This window comes from Brevibacillus sp. SKDU10 (assembly GCF_001645205.1).
Classification (GTDB): domain Bacteria; phylum Bacillota; class Bacilli; order Brevibacillales; family Brevibacillaceae; genus Brevibacillus_B; species Brevibacillus_B halotolerans.
In genome coordinates this window covers 88208-104290 of record NZ_LSSO01000135.1, presented here as the reverse complement: position 1 = coordinate 104290, position 16083 = coordinate 88208, and the positions used below count along the sequence as shown (strand labels likewise).

At 41.6% G+C, this 16083-nt stretch carries 17 protein-coding genes; 6 read left to right on the top strand and 11 right to left on the bottom strand.

Annotated elements, in window-relative coordinates; genetic code table 11:
• The first annotated feature begins 107 nt into the window (after nucleotides 1-107).
• Genes AYJ08_RS08280 through AYJ08_RS08270 form a run of 3 tightly spaced genes read left to right on the top strand, consistent with a single transcriptional unit; the run spans nucleotide 108 to nucleotide 2568 of the window.
• The gene (locus tag AYJ08_RS08280; protein WP_064017313.1) at nucleotides 108-740 is read left to right on the top strand and encodes a GNAT family N-acetyltransferase; all 633 of its coding nucleotides are present in this window, start codon (nucleotides 108-110) and stop codon (nucleotides 738-740) included.
• Nucleotides 741-773: 33 nt separating this feature from the next.
• Nucleotides 774-1421, top strand: a complete 648-nt coding sequence (locus AYJ08_RS08275) for a CBS and ACT domain-containing protein (protein WP_003334841.1) — start codon at nucleotides 774-776, stop codon at nucleotides 1419-1421.
• Nucleotides 1381-2568: an acetoin utilization protein AcuC gene (locus AYJ08_RS08270; RefSeq protein WP_197490616.1), complete on the top strand. Its 1188-nt coding sequence runs from the start codon at nucleotides 1381-1383 to the stop codon at nucleotides 2566-2568. Before AYJ08_RS08275 ends, AYJ08_RS08270 begins: the two co-directional genes overlap by 41 nt.
• Nucleotides 2569-2709: 141 nt before the next feature.
• Here AYJ08_RS08270 and AYJ08_RS08265 read toward each other — a convergent pair whose 3' ends face one another.
• From AYJ08_RS08265 to AYJ08_RS08245, 5 genes are all read right to left on the bottom strand, one after another.
• The gene (locus AYJ08_RS08265; protein ID WP_064017311.1) at nucleotides 2710-3561 is read right to left on the bottom strand and encodes a VOC family protein; all 852 of its coding nucleotides are present in this window, start codon (nucleotides 3559-3561) and stop codon (nucleotides 2710-2712) included.
• Between the two features lie 268 nt (nucleotides 3562-3829).
• On the bottom strand, nucleotides 3830-4072 hold the full coding sequence (locus AYJ08_RS08260) for a glutaredoxin family protein (protein WP_031413126.1): 243 nt from the start codon (nucleotides 4070-4072) through the stop codon (nucleotides 3830-3832).
• Nucleotides 4073-4077: 5 nt separating this feature from the next.
• Nucleotides 4078-4788 (bottom strand): 5'-methylthioadenosine/adenosylhomocysteine nucleosidase, encoded by a 711-nt coding sequence (locus AYJ08_RS08255; RefSeq protein ID WP_064017310.1) that lies wholly within the window; start codon nucleotides 4786-4788, stop codon nucleotides 4078-4080.
• Between the two features lie 24 nt (nucleotides 4789-4812).
• On the bottom strand, nucleotides 4813-5826 hold the full coding sequence (gene ccpA, locus AYJ08_RS08250; protein WP_064017309.1) for a catabolite control protein A: 1014 nt from the start codon (nucleotides 5824-5826) through the stop codon (nucleotides 4813-4815).
• A gap of 323 nt (nucleotides 5827-6149) precedes the next feature.
• Nucleotides 6150-7244, bottom strand: coding sequence for a bifunctional 3-deoxy-7-phosphoheptulonate synthase/chorismate mutase (locus tag AYJ08_RS08245; protein WP_031413123.1), 1095 nt, complete (start codon nucleotides 7242-7244; stop codon nucleotides 6150-6152).
• A gap of 265 nt (nucleotides 7245-7509) precedes the next feature.
• On the opposite strand from AYJ08_RS08245, the gene AYJ08_RS08240 reads away from it, so the two are divergent.
• A complete protein-coding gene (locus tag AYJ08_RS08240) occupies nucleotides 7510-9696 on the top strand; it encodes a cell division protein FtsA (RefSeq protein WP_064017308.1) in 2187 nt (728 codons plus the stop codon).
• A 47-nt stretch (nucleotides 9697-9743) separates the two neighbouring features.
• Here AYJ08_RS08240 and ytxJ read toward each other — a convergent pair whose 3' ends face one another.
• The 3 genes from ytxJ to AYJ08_RS08225 all read right to left on the bottom strand — a co-directional run bounded on the left by ytxJ (nucleotide 9744) and on the right by AYJ08_RS08225 (nucleotide 11115).
• Entirely contained in the window at nucleotides 9744-10070 is a 327-nt protein-coding gene (gene ytxJ / locus AYJ08_RS08235; protein WP_064017307.1) for a bacillithiol system redox-active protein YtxJ, read from the bottom strand.
• 84 nt (nucleotides 10071-10154) lie between these two features.
• A complete protein-coding gene (locus tag AYJ08_RS08230) occupies nucleotides 10155-10556 on the bottom strand; it encodes a hypothetical protein (RefSeq protein WP_064017306.1) in 402 nt (133 codons plus the stop codon).
• A 319-nt stretch (nucleotides 10557-10875) separates the two neighbouring features.
• A complete protein-coding gene (locus AYJ08_RS08225) occupies nucleotides 10876-11115 on the bottom strand; it encodes a hypothetical protein (protein ID WP_369799673.1) in 240 nt (79 codons plus the stop codon).
• Between the two features lie 161 nt (nucleotides 11116-11276).
• Here AYJ08_RS08225 and AYJ08_RS08220 point away from each other — a divergent pair, with 161 nt between their 5' ends.
• Nucleotides 11277-12389, top strand: a complete 1113-nt coding sequence (locus AYJ08_RS08220) for an aminopeptidase (RefSeq protein ID WP_064017305.1) — start codon at nucleotides 11277-11279, stop codon at nucleotides 12387-12389.
• An 88-nt stretch (nucleotides 12390-12477) separates the two neighbouring features.
• Here the strand turns inward: AYJ08_RS08220 and AYJ08_RS08215 are convergent, their stop codons facing one another.
• The gene (locus AYJ08_RS08215; protein ID WP_064017304.1) at nucleotides 12478-13017 is read right to left on the bottom strand and encodes a PadR family transcriptional regulator; all 540 of its coding nucleotides are present in this window, start codon (nucleotides 13015-13017) and stop codon (nucleotides 12478-12480) included.
• Between the two features lie 390 nt (nucleotides 13018-13407).
• Here AYJ08_RS08215 and AYJ08_RS08210 point away from each other — a divergent pair, with 390 nt between their 5' ends.
• Complete coding sequence (locus AYJ08_RS08210) at nucleotides 13408-14121, top strand: S1C family serine protease (RefSeq protein WP_003334825.1); 714 nt, start codon at nucleotides 13408-13410, stop codon at nucleotides 14119-14121.
• A 408-nt stretch (nucleotides 14122-14529) separates the two neighbouring features.
• On the opposite strand, the gene AYJ08_RS08205 is transcribed toward AYJ08_RS08210, so the two are convergent.
• A complete protein-coding gene (locus AYJ08_RS08205) occupies nucleotides 14530-15060 on the bottom strand; it encodes a chromate transporter (protein WP_064017303.1) in 531 nt (176 codons plus the stop codon).
• Between the two features lie 18 nt (nucleotides 15061-15078).
• Complete coding sequence (locus AYJ08_RS08200) at nucleotides 15079-15657, bottom strand: chromate transporter (protein WP_064017302.1); 579 nt, start codon at nucleotides 15655-15657, stop codon at nucleotides 15079-15081.
• Between the last annotated feature and the right edge of the window lie 426 nt (nucleotides 15658-16083).

Genomic DNA, 16083 nt, shown 5'->3' with positions numbered 1-16083 from the left:
TTTTTTATCCATGGCAGATTCTTGAATTTTCAAAAATATAAGACTCCTTTTGTGTGGAATAAGATATACTAAGCATGTAGATTCGTGGGAAGCGATGGTGAGGCCTAGTGATTCATAGGAAAACATTTTATCAAAAAAAAGTATGGGTTCATGATAACCAAATTATAATTGAAGGGCCAGTTTGCTCTGAGGACTTGGCTGCTATGGAATTTGATGAAGGCTTAAAAGCATTTCGCGCTCCCAAGCAACAACAAGAAGCACTTGTCGAAATTGCTGACCTGCCAGAAGGACGAATTATAGTGGCACGCCATGAAAATGTAGTTTTGGCCTACGTCACCTTCCTACATCCTGACCCACTGGAGCGTTGGTCTATGATTAAAATGGACGATTTGCTGGAGCTGGGAGCTATTGAGGTAAGCTCGAAGATTCGTAAAGGCGGTATAGCAAAGCAGATGCTAGAAGTGGCCTTTATGGACGATGCACTGGAGGATTACATTATATTATCAACAGAGTACTATTGGCATTGGGATTTACAAGGAACAGGTTTAAGTGTCTGGGACTATCGCAAGGTGATGGAGAAATTAATGGGCAGTGTCGGTATGATGTGGACGGCCACCGATGATCCTGAAATTTGCTCACATCCAGCAAACTGTCTAATGACACGCATTGGTAAACGAGTTCCGCTTGAAAGTATGACTACCTTTGACAGCATGCGTTTTCAATCACGTTATATGTATTGAGAATTTACGCTCTTGATTGAAAGGAGTTTGTCTATGCGTTTAGAAGACTTTATGCGCAAACAGGTAGTCACAGCTACCGCTACCACAAGTATAGGCGAAGCATTGGCTCTCTTAAAGCAAAATCGCATTCGCCATCTACCTGTCCTAGATAATCAAATCCTTGTCGGAATCGTCTCCGACCGAGACCTACGTGATGCACTCCCCTCTTCCTTATACGCTCGAGCCGATGATCATATTATTATGACCAAACCCGTACAAGAGATTATGAATACAGAAGTGATAACCGCTCACCCTCTTGATTTTCTTGAGGAGGCTGCCAAGACCATGTACGAGTATAAGGTCGGGTCGTTGCCAGTGCTTGAGGAGAATAAATTGGTAGGCATTGTTACAGAATCTGATATTTTATATAAAATGATTGAACTGTTTGGTGTAAACAAAGCCAGCTCCCAGATAGAAATAGAAGTAGAAGATCGCTACGGCGTGTTAGCGGAGGTAAGTCAGGTTATCCGTGAGTCTAAAGTAAATGTTAGTAGCGTCATTGTGTTTCCCTCAGCTACAGAAGGGAAGAAAAATCTGGTTTTTCGAGTGACAACCATGGATACTCGTACGGTGACAAGCATGTTACGTGACAAAGGCTTTCATGTACTCGACCCGATCAGGGGGGAATTCCTACGTGACTAGTACCCCCCGTCTAATCTATTCAGCCGACTATACCAAATATTTTTTTCATGAGGAGCATCCCTTTAATCAAAAACGTTTATTACTCACATATGATCTCATGCAGGCTTATAGATTACTCACCCCAGAGAATATTATAGCTCCACGCCATGCCACTGACGAAGAATTACTGCTCGTACACGATCCCAGGTATTTAGAAATAGTCAAACGACAGGGCACTCAGCCAGAAGAATTGCCGCTTGCAGCCAGCTATGGCTTAGGCACTGAAGACGTCCCTATATTTGCAAATATGCATGAAGCTACATCTCTAATTGTGGGAGGGACTATTTCAGCAGTCGATATCGTGATGAACGGACAGGCGGAGCATTCCTTTAATCCTGCCGGTGGATTGCATCATGCCTTTCGTGGGAGAGCATCTGGCTTCTGTATTTACAACGATTGCTCTGTAGCAATCGCATACATACGTAAACATTGGGATGCCCGCGTCTTATATATTGATACAGATGCCCATCATGGTGACGGCGTTCAATGGGCCTTTTATGACGACCCCAATGTCATGACGATCTCCCTGCATGAGACAGGAAAATATCTTTTCCCAGGTACAGGAAATGTTACGGAGCGTGGAGATGGCCAGGGCTTTGGTTATTGTGTAAATGTACCACTTGATGCTTTCACTGAAGATGATTCTTTCCTTGAAATATACGAATCGCTCCTCCCTAGAATCGCACATGGTTTTCAACCTGATATCATCATTACTCAAAACGGTTGCGATGCCCACAACTACGATCCTCTCACACATTTGAGCTGCTCTATGCGCATCTATCAGCACATCCCCCGACTTGCCCATAAACTAGCTCATGAGTTATGCCAAGGAAGGTGGGTAGCCGTTGGCGGTGGAGGCTATGATATTTGGCGTGTTGTTCCGCGTGCCTGGACTCTATTATGGAGCGAGATGACAGATCAATGGCTATCAGATGGTCCCCTGCCTGCTGAATGGTTACAAAAATGGCTTCCGAACAGTCCCTTAGCATTACCTACCTGTTTATTTGACGATGTGAGTACCTTCATGACGATACCAAGACGTGGAGAAATTAGCGAAAAAAATCGCCTCTCCTTAGGTAAAGCAATCTTGCATGCTCCTCATTTATAAAATGATTGTCTCAGCCTTCTTATTTTTCTTTACAATATAATCTCTAAAAGAGAAGAGTATTTTTACGTCTCCTCTCTAACACGATAAAAGAGGTATGCCAATTCCAGCATACCTCTTCTCTTATCTATAACACTTAAATAATTACACCACTAAATGAATCGTATTGCCAAATGGATCTTTCGTAATCTTGATCCCGTTTTCTTCTGTAACAGAAGCCCCGAAGTTTTTTACCTGCTGAACCATTCTTTCTCTCGATTCCTCGTCAGGTAATACCAGCGTATAAGATTGTAAGCCAACACTATTTGGGCTTGGCGCAGATGCACCGGCACTTACCCATGTATTCAAACCGATATGATGGTGATATTTTCCTGTAGAAATAAAGAGTGCCTGGTTCCCATATCTTGATACAACTTCAAATCCAAGCCCTTTCGTATAAAATTCCTCTGCCTGCTGTAAATTGGCTACCTGCAAATGGATATGTCCCATAATCGTACCGCTTGGCAATCCCCTCCAAGCATCCTCTTTATTTTCTTGTAACAACCCCTCGATATCCAAAGGTTCTGTGCTCATTCCTACAGAATCGCCCTCCCAAACCCATGTCTCAGATGGTCGATCCGCATAAATTTCAATTCCATTCCCATCCGGGTCTGCCAAATAAACCGCCTCACTGACAAGATGATCAGAAGCTCCTTGTAGCGGATATCCTTCTTGCAGGAGGTGTAACAAAGTATTAGCCAAGTCCGCGCGATTAGGAACTAAGAGGGCAAAATGATACAATCCTGTTTTCCACGGTTCTTTCGGTGTTACATGATCTGGCTTCTCAATTGTTACCAGAGGCGTTTTTCCATTAGCAGTAAAAACCACTTTTGTTTCTGTTTGATCGAGAATCTTAAGCCCTAACATGTCTTTGTAAAATGCTATAGAACGCTCTAGATTTTCAATGATAAGGTGAACCTGACTTACAAATGTATATGGATAGCCATGGAAATTCATTCTTTCCAACCCCTTTTGCTCGATAAATGAAATAACATCTTCTTAATTATTAAATAAAAGTAAGTTGATTACTTAATGTAAGTATATATAATATCAATGTCCTTGTCAATTCATTATCTATCGTAAATTTTCAATGAGGAATTTCCCCCTCCTCCGCCTGAAAAAGAAAAACGGATTCGTACGATGCATGATGCATACGATACAAATCCGCTTTTGTCATGTAAGCGACTCTTACCATTAAGTATGAGTATATCTGCTTATTTTTATGTTATTTTGATTTCCCTAACATTTGTAAAATACCATCAGGCTGGTATCCTTTTACTGCTTTCCCATTCACGACAGTAACAGGAACGCCCATAAACCCGAATGCTTCTACCTCTTCCTGATACTGGCTACTGCTCATAACGTCTCTCACTTCATAAGAAACGGATTTCTCATCCAGCATTTTTTTAACCATATCGCATTCAATACAGCCCTTTGTTGAGTATACAATTGCCTTTGATTGACTCATTCTTGTTAAGCCCCCTCTTTTTTCATCGTATGAAGCATGTTCCTTACCATTTGATAGGAACGCTTGGAAGCAAGCTTCGTAAATTCAAGGAAATTAACATGAGCAGAACCATCTGCACAATCAGACATCGCTCGTACAATTACAAAAGGCACCTCATTCATGGAGCATACTTGAGCGACTGCTGCCCCTTCCATCTCTGTGCATGATGCTTGGAATGTTTCCGATAATTGCTGGACTTTTTGGCGATCTGCAATAAATTGATCACCTGAGAGGATACGGCCTGTAACAATCCGAATATCAGCTTCTAACTGATGGCCAGCATTTATTGCTAATTTCTTCAATTTATCATCCGCAATCCAACACGATGTTTTCTCAAAAGGAATCTCCCCTGGTTTGAATCCAAGTGAAGTAGCATCGATATCATGCTGCATGCAATCTGTGGAAATAACAATGTCACCGATGTTTAAATCTGGATGGACAGCACCAGCCACACCAGTAAAGATCACCTGACTTACCTGAAATTCCTGAATGAGGATTTGTGTGCAGACAGCAGCATTTACTTTACCTACCCCTGATTTGCAAAGCACTACTTTTTTCCCCAGAAATTCACCTATATGATAAGTTATACCCGCTTTTGTGACGGTTTCTTTATTTTGCATGTCTTCTAAATACAAAGCGATCTCCTCATCCATCGCTCCCATGATTCCGATAGTCATCTTCTCACCCTCTATCTCCCGTTACTATTCTTCTGCCATTTCCTTCGTACTTTGACGATACTCAAGCCGATGCGGCAATAACACAATATGATCTTCAACTTGTTCATTATTCATATACTTGGTTAACAATCTCATCGCAACGGCCCCAATATCATACATTGGTTGAACAACTGTGGAAAGACGAGGGCGTACCATCTCTGCTAACCGCACATTGTCGTGACCAATTACTTCTACATCCTCGGGTACAGAGTGCCCCAAATCCTGAACAGCATGAATCGCACCTATTGCCATTTCATCGCTAGCTGCGAACACGGCTGTTGGAGGTTCTGCTAATTTCATGAAGTCTCCCATGCTTTGAAGACCTGATTCATATCGGAAGGAACCATTAGCAACCAATTGTTCATCATACGGTAATCCCGCATCCAATAACGCTTTTTTATAGCCCTCAAAGCGCACGAGTCCTTCTAACGGGTATGACATTGGCCCTGTAATGATCGCAATACGTTTATGCCCACGTCTAATTAAGGCCTGAGTAGCATCATAAGCCGCTTGGAAATGATCTATTGTCACTGCCGGTAGCTTTCCTTCTGGATCGCGAGTAGCCGCTAGAACCGTTGGAATGGAAGCCGTTTTTAAGGAATGAAAATGATCTTCTTTGATCTCGGCTCCCATGAATAACAATCCATCCACCTGTTTTTCTAATAAGGTATTGATTAATTGCAATTCTTTTTCTAAGCGGTGATCTGAGTTACAAAGAATGATATTGTATTTATACATGGTAGCGATATCTTCAATACCCCGCGCTAGCTCAGAAAAAAACTGACTGGAGATATCCGGAATAATAACCCCTACCGTTGTGGTTCTCTTGCTTGCTAGACCCCTTGCTACTGCATTTGGGCGATAACCTAGACGTTCAATAGCGGTCATAACTTTTTTACGTGTTAATGGCTTTACATTCGGATTGCCATTTACTACCCTTGATACAGTTGCCATCGATACTCCTGCTTCACGTGCTACATCATATATTGTAATTGGCATATTACGTCCACCTATCTTTTCCAGATTATACCTTTCAGTATTATTTTCATAAATTTATAGCCATATAATACGATATGATACCCATAGTTGCAACCGTTTTCTCGGCCTACATTTTTCCTATTAACGGCATGATTTCGCCGTTTTTGGTCCTTTTGTCTCTTGATATGCTGGTTCCATTAGCACAGAGCCCTCCGGAAACCACCACCCTGGATTCTCTCTTCAAGCTATGTATAACATCTACTCCTGACTCACCCTACCATAAGAGAAAAGCAGACCGCTCCAATGAGAGGCCTGCTAGGGTTGCACACGTTTTGGTTCTGCTTTTATTTCAGAATAGCGGTTTCTGGTTTGTAAAGACCAGAAGCATAAAGTTCATCTAGCATTTCATTGAAAGCAGGGATCGTTAGCTGTTGTTTTGCATCGGATAATGCTACATCTGGATCAGGATGAACTTCAACCATGATACCATCAGAACCTACTGCCAAGCCCGCTTTCGCTGTTGGAAGCAATAGGTCTCGGCGGCCAGTCGAATGAGTCACATCTACAAATACAGGTAAATGAGTCTCTTGTTTTAAGATTGGCACAGCAGAGATATCAAGGGTGTTGCGGGTTGCTTTTTCATACGTACGAATACCACGTTCGCAAAGCATAACCTGCGTATTTCCTTCTGATAGAATATATTCAGCAGCGTAAATGAATTCCTCAATGGTCGCTGAAAGCCCACGTTTTAATAAGATAGGGTGATTCGTACGACCCGCCGCTTTTAGCAGTTCGAAGTTTTGCATGTTACGCGCACCAATTTGAATAACATCTACATATTTTGTCGCCATTTCAAGATCAGCAGGTGTTACGATCTCACTAATGGTTACTAAATTAAACTCATCGCCGATACGTTTCAGAATCTCTAATCCTTCCACTCCAAGCCCTTGGAAGTCATATGGAGAGGTACGCGGCTTGTATGCACCACCGCGAAGCACACGCAATCCCCGTTTCACGTGATTTTCAGCTACAGCACGAACTTGATCATAGCTTTCTACTGAGCATGGGCCGGCAATCAGAACCTTCTCTTTTCCACCAAATTCCACGCCTTTAATAGTAAGAACCGTATCCTCTAGTTGTTTTTTACGGCTTACTAGTAGAATTTTCTTATCCTCATCCTTTTGCAGGTCAAGAGAAGCGCTAAAGATTTGTTTGAATAAATGACGAATAGCCTCGTCGCTGAATGGTCCATTGTTATTCTCTACAATTAGATTCAACATGTCACGCTCACGTTCTGGATCAAAACGATTCACGCCCTGCTTGCTCTTCTCTTGGCCTAGCTCTTGAACCAAAGAGGCACGCTTGTTGATCAATTCTAATAATTGCAAATTAATTGTGTCCAATTGGCGGCGAATGGCCTCAATTTGTTCATTTCTCATCTCTACTCCACCCTTCTACTTTTTCCCTTATCGTTTGCAAATCACAGTATGGTTATACATAAGACGTTCTGAGTTATCTGTTATTATAGTAGATGATTAGACGTTTGACCAGCCCTTTAGTACCAAAAAGCGCGAAAGTAATTGTTACAAGCCAAAAATTTTTTGAAAAAGGTTAATTTAATGGGGTTTTATTATCTTTAGAAGCTAGTATATGATAGAGAAAATACGTAAATCTTCCATTCCAGATGGGAAGGAGACATTTCATTTGCTAGAAGAACATGCAGATAAGCAAAATAACACTCTTTTTGCTTTAGATATTGGTACTCGCAGTGTAGTAGGACTTATCGTTGAACCGCTTGAAGAGAAGGACAAGTTTCAAATTAAAGACTGTTACATTTTAGAGCATAAGGAACGCTCTATGCTGGACGGACAAATCCACGATGTACTTGCAGTCGCAGAAATCATCGAGAAGATCAAGCAGCATTTATCTCAAAAACATGGTCCCTTACAAGAGGTGGCAGTAGCAGCAGCAGGACGCTCGCTAAAAACAAAGCGCGTGCGCTTCGAGCTTCCTATCTCCCATTTACCCGTGTTGACCAAAGACGATGTGCTTACTCTGGAGTTTTCTGCGGTACAAAAGGCACAGGCAGAATTAGCCCAAGAACTGAATGAATTGGATATTACACGCTATTATTGCGTAGGGTACAGTGTGGTTAACTACTATTTGGATGAGGAGATTATCGGTAGCCTAATCGATCAACGAGGAACAAACGCTTCTGTTGATGTTATCGCAACGTTTCTCCCACGCATGGTTGTAGATTCCTTGTTAGCAGCCCTCAAACGAAGTGGTCTAGAGATGAAGGCCCTTACCTTAGAGCCGATTGCTGCCATTCATGTATTGATTCCTACCACGATGCGTCGATTAAATATAGCACTAGTTGATATCGGTGCTGGGACCTCTGATATTGCTTTAACGGAAGATGGAAGCATAACGGCTTATGGCATGGTGCCAACAGCCGGGGATGAGATTACAGATGCTCTTATGAATGCTTATTTACTTGATTTCCCTGTTGCAGAAGAGGTAAAGCGCCAGCTACACGATCAAGAAACCGTTCAGTTCCACGATATTTTAGGGATCGAACAGGAATTAGCTACAGATCAGGTCATTGCGGCTATTGACTCTGAAATCGAATCCCTTGCTGAACAGATCGCTCATAAAATTTTGGAGCTTAATGGCAAGGCTCCTCAAGCAGTTATGTTAATTGGGGGCGGAAGCTTAACTCCGACTCTGCCAACAAAGGTAGCCCAGCATTTAGGATTGCCAGCTAATCGTGTTGCTGTTCGAGGTGCTGATGCCATCAAGCAATTTGTTGGTGAACATCCCTTGCTAAACGGGCCTGCATTTGTCACACCTGTTGGAATTGCTCTCGCTGCACATTCCCAACCGATTCGTTATGTAACGGTTACTATTAATGATACACCTGTAAGGCTCTTTGATCTTCGGAAAATGACATTAGGTGACGCGCTCCTAGCGGCTGGCATGGACATTAAGCGGCTTCATGGCCGTCCAGGTCTAGCTATGTCAGTCAATGTGAATGGACGTCTTAAAATCATCCCAGGAGGACATGGAACCTCTCCTACCATTTTAATCAATGGTCGAACAGGCTCGCTCGATTCTCTTATCTCGGATGGAGACATCATTCGTGTAAGTCCAGGTGAGGATGGTATGGAAGCAACTGCTTTAGCTCAGAATCTCATTGATTCAAGTCAGGTACTCCCCCTCACAATTAATGGTGAGGAGTCGTTACAGCCTCCTATTGTTTTACATGAAAGCATCATTCTAAAAAGCGATGCCTTGCTTTCGGATCGGATGGATCTGGAGATGCGTCTGCCTAAAACCGTCGGGGAAGCCATACAGTCCAGCAGGTTTGCCACATTGATACAGGAGGTAGCTGAAGCTCCTTTATTTACGGTTACATGTAATAATCAAACCTATTCTCTTCCTCGCAAAGAATTACATATTCTTTTAAACGGCAAAAAGGCTGCTCTATTGGATTTGGTTTATTCACAAGATACCATCCATTGCGAGGTTCACGATTTAGAGACACCAATAATCGGTGATTTGATAACTCCAGAGGATATGGTTCAGGAAACTGTAAATGTCTATGTAAACGACCAGCTTATCTCCCTAGAAACAGGTCACATGGATGTACAGCTCAATGGCAATCCTGCTACCATTGAAACCCAGCTACAGCATAACGATGTTGTAACGATACGCTCCGCAGTAGGAGAAGCACCTATGGTAAGCGATATATTTCGTTACATAGAAATTCCCGCTCAGCCGATTGGAACAAACCAGCTGCCTAATTTCGTCATGAAGGTAAATAATGTAGTAGCTTCCTTCCAAACCCCTTTAGTAAGTGGGGATAAAGTAGAACTATACTGGGAGTAAAATAAAAAAGACCCCGATGCAGAAGATGGGGTCTTTCTCCTATCTGCTTATTTCATAGCTTGCTCAATAGCATCCTTCGTAATCTTCCAATGAGAAGTATGCCATGATACTGCACCGTCCTCAATAAGGAAGATTTGCGGTGATTCGTGTTTAATCTGGAAATGCTCCGCGATCTCATTGGAGACAGGGCGAGCTTCACGAACGAGAACCTCGGCAGCCTCTACATCGCTATTTGCTTGCAAATACGCATGAAATTGCTCATGAGCAGACGTACTGATCGGGCAAACCGTACTATGTTTAAACAGCAGTAGTTTGCCTGGTTTCTTTAAGAATTCTTGCAGGTCTTCTTGGGATTGCAACTGTTGAAATGCCAAATAAGCCCACTCCTTTCTCAATACCTTAGATGAACATTATGATAAAGAGAAAGCGAGCGAAAGGCAAATTTTTTCCTATTTCCGTTACACTTCTATCTTAATTTGAGTCAGCTTCCTTTGGATTTCATTAATCCATTGCTGATCATTAAGCGATTTAGCCAGCAAGTATAAATCAAGTAGTTCGTTTATTCTCTCATCAATCTTATCTTTTAATTCTTCATCCCCACTCTGTTCAGCGATGATGACGAGTAAATTCGCAAACTCACTGATTGCTTCGAAAGCAACCTCTTGCTCTTTTGGTTGATCTCCTAAGTTAGTCATCAGTTGTTTAAGATCATCCTTGACGAGATCGACAACCGATGTACAAGCACATGCTTCATCTTTGCAGACATGAATAGGCACATTACGAATTTTCACCCGACTGCGATAGATTACACTGCGCAGCGCGATGTCCATTTCTTTGCCACATTTGCTGCAATATTTCATCTGTATTTCTTCTCCTCTCTCAAAACTGCCTTCCGTCCAGCTTTATCTGTCTGTGTATTGATCTTATGTCTGTGTCACCCATTTCAAGTGAAGGATATCATAATCCTGCTGAAGATCGATTGGTACATGATGGCAGTCATTTTTAACGCGAAACGCCCAAACGCTTTCTCCATATGTAAAAAGCGCATCCTCTACACATTGTAGGGGTTTCCTTTCACTTTTACATGTCATACTTTCTGTAACTAGATGAAAACTTTGGCATCCATCCGTTGATTTTGGTAGATAAATGCCAAAGATACCAGTATTCTTGCACCAACAATTAGTGATAAATAGCGTTTACTTTCTCGCATGTAGGACAAATAGCAATTTTACCCGAATGTCCAATTTCATCCTCTACACGATAACCGGTAATTTTTTCTGAGAAACAAAAGAGACACTCTGAGTTAAATTCCATATCGTATTGAGCTTTCCAAGCAATCGATTTGAAATCCTCACCCACACAAATAGTCATATGCACGTGCTCGTTTGGTTGTAACGCATTGATATCTCGATTCATCATATCCATTCCCTGCCTTTTTGTGAATGTCTTTATTATCATTCAGCTTTTCCACATTTTCAGAATAATAAACATCAATAAAAATATTTTTACCGAGGTACTTCGCTTTCCAAATTTTTTTGTGTACAATATGAGCAAGGTCATAAAAGTGAGGAGATACATATATGAAAGATCCACGTTTAGAAAAATTGGCACACAATTTGGTCAATTATTCCATTCGCGCTCAAAAGGGCGAGCACGTTCTTATTCACTCCACCGGTCATCAGCCTGAGTTAGTAAAAGCCCTCGTTCGCAAAGTATATGAAGCTGGAGCTCACCCATATGTTCAGCTTCAAGATCCTGCCATTCAACGTGAATTATTAATGAACACAAACGAAGAACAACTGGCTGTCATGCGAGATGCTGAAGTTGCCTTTATGAAAAAAATGGATTGTTTCATCGGAATTCGTGGAAGCAATAACATCACGGAGCTTTCTGATGTTCCAAGCGACCAAATGAGTATGTATTCGCGGCAATTACAAAGACCTGTTACAGATATCCGTGTCCCTGAAACAAAATGGGTCGTTATGCGTTATCCAAACGAATCCATGGCTCAATTGGCTAGCATGAGCACAGAAGCGTTTGAAAACTTTTACTTTGATGTTTGCAATTTAGATTACAGCAAAATGTCCAAGGCTATGGACAACCTGGTAGAGCTGATGAATAGAACGGATAAAGTTCGCTTAACTGCTCCAGGAACAGACCTAACCTTCTCCATTAAAGACATTCCAGCCATCAAATGCGCTGGTGAGTGTAACATTCCAGACGGTGAAATTTTCACTGCTCCTGTGAAAGACTCTGTAAATGGTACCCTTTCCTATAACACTCCTTCTCCGTATCAAGGCTTTACCTTTGAAAATGTAAAGCTGACATTTAAAGATGGAAAAATCATTGAGGCTACCGCTAACGATACAGAACGTATTAACAAAATCTTCGATGAGGATGAAGGTGCACGTTACATTGGAGAATTTGCTATCGGTGTGAACCCTTATATCCAAAATCCAATGAAAGATATCCTGTTCGATGAAAAAATTGACGGAAGCATCCACTTTACGCCTGGACAGGCATATGATGAAGCGTTTAACGGAAATAAATCTTCCATTCACTGGGATATGGTATTAATTCAACGTCCAGAATGGGGTGGTGGAGAAATCTACTTCGATGATGTTTTAATCCGTAAAGATGGTCGTTTTGTCCTACCAGAGCTAGAATGCCTCAACCCTGAAAATCTTAAATAAAACAAAACTAATAAAACCTCGAGGGCTAATACCCCCGAGGTTTTATTAGTGTGACCGTATTCAATTGAAGCAGGAGTCATATTCAGCTTCAGGATATATGAGCAACATTTTGCCCCTTGTCCATCATTTGCTTTTTCCCCTTTAGGAATTCAATAGCCCCCTCTAGCTGATGTAGGGTATACTCCCAGCACATCTTTTGGTACTCATTTAAATCCTGCATGCTTTTTTGATAACTGTTTCGAATAATTTCTTGACGCTTTTCCTGATAAGCAATCAAATCATCAAAAAAGTGCTTCTGATCCTCTGCGGTATGCAAATCACAAAAGAATAAACGTGTTAACATATCAGAGCGAACGATCGGCCCTTCAATTTCCGTCTTTAGTTCCTGATGAAATTGATCGTGTCCTTGTTGCGTCAGACGATACATGATTTTGTTTGGCTTTCCTGACTGTAGGACCTCTTCTTTTGTAACATGTCCTTCCTGCTCCAGCTTTTTAAGAGCTGGATAGATTGCGCCATAACTCGCATCGTAAAAGAAACCGATGCTACTCGTAAAGAACTGCTTTATATCGTAGCCGCTCATTTCACGATAATGTAATAAGCCTAAAATGATTGATTTGACGTCCATAACATTTCCTCCGGATGTAGGCTTTGTACAAAATTCCACTAATTTACTTACATTATTCTCTCTTTATTTCAATATTATAAAATGTTTAACTTCATATTAGCAACATTCTACCAAGAAATGAATCCTTCTCCCCCTTCCTACGAGAGTAACGCTTTAAATCGTTATAGCACAAGTTTCTTTAGGCTTATTTCCCTCTCTTTCATATAGTAAAAGCATCCTATATTCCTAGTTTTTGTATCTATTTTCAGGAATTTTCTGTGATATCTGATTACTTACATTTGTTTTTGAGACTATTGTACTGGTCTCTCTCCATAATTGGGCGTTCCACCTTTATCGTTTCCTCCATAAGATGATGTATACCTATCTGCAGGGAAGTAAGGAGATGAAGTTGTGAAACCTAGAGGCTGGTCCTATACGAATACAAAATATCAGCAGATGAGTAATCTACATCCATTCAACTTCTTTGTTCCGTTAGTGGAACAGGTAAAGCACGGCGTAGTTTCCCTGATCTGCGAAGACAACACCTCCCCTCCCGACATCGATCAAATTTTGCAAAGTTTTTTGGACATGGAACCACTCGAAGCAGGCCAGACAGAAAAGAGCTTTGGTTCCGGCTTCATTTTTCATCCCAAAGGCTATATTCTCACCAGCGAGCACGTTATCGGAAAAGCTAAATCGATTTTTGTGAAAATGTGGAATGGAAAAGTATTTGAAGCAAAGCTTGTTTTTAGTGATCCTCAACGAGATTACGCTATCGTAAAAATTGAATCCGACATACGTCTTAGCCCATTAACTCTAGGTAATTCAGGTGAGGCACGCGTAGGTGAATGGGTCATTAGTGTCGGGAGTCCCCTTGGCCTAGAGAATTCAGTAACAGCGGGAATTATCAGTGCAAAAAATAGGCGTATTCAAGTATCAAAACGCTTGTACGATGAAATTTTTCAAACAGATGCTGCTATTAACCCAGGTAATAGCGGAGGTCCCTTAATTAATTTACACGGTGAAGTAATAGGCTTAAATGCATTCATCATCCAGTCTAGTCAATGTCTCGGATTTGCCATTGGGATTGATAGTATCAAGAAAAAGATTCAGCAACTTTTATAACTTCATTTTTTCCTACCACACGTAACAATAAACGTCTAAACAAAAAAGAGTTGCCATCTCGCCTCAAAGAGCTGGCAACCCCTTTTTTGCTACTAGTTGAAATCGTAAATCATCTATGAGATTCACTCTACGGTGTATGTTTATCAACAACCACAGAGCGATCGGTTGCTAGATGTTGAAAAGAAGAAATCCTCCAATCCCCTTTCGTTCATCCCATCTAAGGGCTTCCAAGGCGGCCTGAGGATTGCACATGACCCTGAGGCGGCATAAAATGCCCATCAGCCCAAAGAACCTACTGTACATTCTCTTTTATAATCAAGACTAAAATAATTGCATGGGAGGTATGTTTATTAGGTTCTAAGCAATTATCATGCTGAGGATCAGAACAGAAGATGTGCTTTCCCTCGATTATTTAATAAAAAATCCTCCGTAGCCCATCGCTAGTATAATAACGAAGGCAGGATGAACCTTGCATTGTTCCATCAGAAAATAAGATGCACCACCTAGTATCAGTGTGTGCCATAAACCAATTTGCTCGTAGGAACCAAGAATAAATTGCACAGCCAGCGTACCAAGCAAAACGGTAACGATTGGACGAATCGAATGTGTCATAGCTTTGATTTGCGGCGCTTGGCGGAATAAATGAAATACACCTAATAAACCAATCATAGCAATCGCAGTTGGGGCAACTGTAGCAAACAAACCAACCATAGCTCCCGGAATCCCCGCCACTTGATAGCCAATATACCCACCCAGCTTTGTGGAAATTGGACTTGGCAATGCATTCGCTAATGCTAACGCTTCCCCGAACTCCTCAACTGTCATCCACTTATAATGAGTAACGACTTCATTTTGGATCAGCGGAATACTCGGAGGCCCTCCCCCGTAGCCGAGAATATTGGTAATAAAAAACGCCCAAAAAATCTGTAGATAAATCATAGCGTTAGACTCCTTTGCTTAGTTTTGCTGCTGGTTCTTTTGTCGCTTGGTATGCCAGGTAGAGTACGCAAAGGCGATCACTAACGTTATAGCAACGAACAAACCCGGATGAATTTGAAAAGGAACTAACGCGATTACTGAAATGAACAACATCGTTAGTAAGCCTTGTTTTTCTTTCCCATTTTTACTATCCTTCCAGCCCTTTTTAAAAAAGTCATAGGTCATTACTACCATCATGACCGCAATGACTGGTTGGATTGCTTCGATCATCCCCCGTACTGTCTCGGAGGTCTTCAGCACATTTACGAATTGCATCAGGACAACCATCAGGAACAGAACAGGAAAGACCATGGCTGAGATAGCGATGATGGCACCAAGCCATCCCTTTACCTTGTATCCAATATATGCAGCCATCTTGGTGGCAATCGGCCCAGGTAAGGTATTGCCAAGTGCATAGTTATCGGCGAACTCCTCCTCGCTAACCCATTTATATTTCTTGACGCACTCGGCATGCACTAGTGGTATCATGGTTGGACCACCACCATATCCAAAAATGCCAATCCGAAAGAATGCCAAAAATAATTGCCAATAAACCATCTTCTCTCCTCCTGTCTCCATAAGATTTCATTACCACATGTCACGAAATCATTTTCCCTTGACCTTCTTCTTGTAAAGTGGGGGATATTGTCTTACATAAGTTTGCTTCTCCAGTTGTTGTCCCATCGTATGTAATGGATTTAGAGAGATCATTGGCTCCTGAAATCATAGTTACTATCATTGCCGCGAACCTATTGTATACTTCTTTCCGATCATTGTAATAAATTTTTATCCTTAAATAAAAGTTGCTCTCCCTATTTACCGCTTTGTTCCAAAAGACACATACTCGAAAGACTGGCTACGCTCTTTCTCACATCGCGATTCTCCTACTAATCCCTGTGTTTTCCCTTCCTTAGTTGGAAAATTCACTCCATCCCCAACCAGCTATCTTGCCATTTGCAGTGCATTATTCTTACAAAAAAGCGT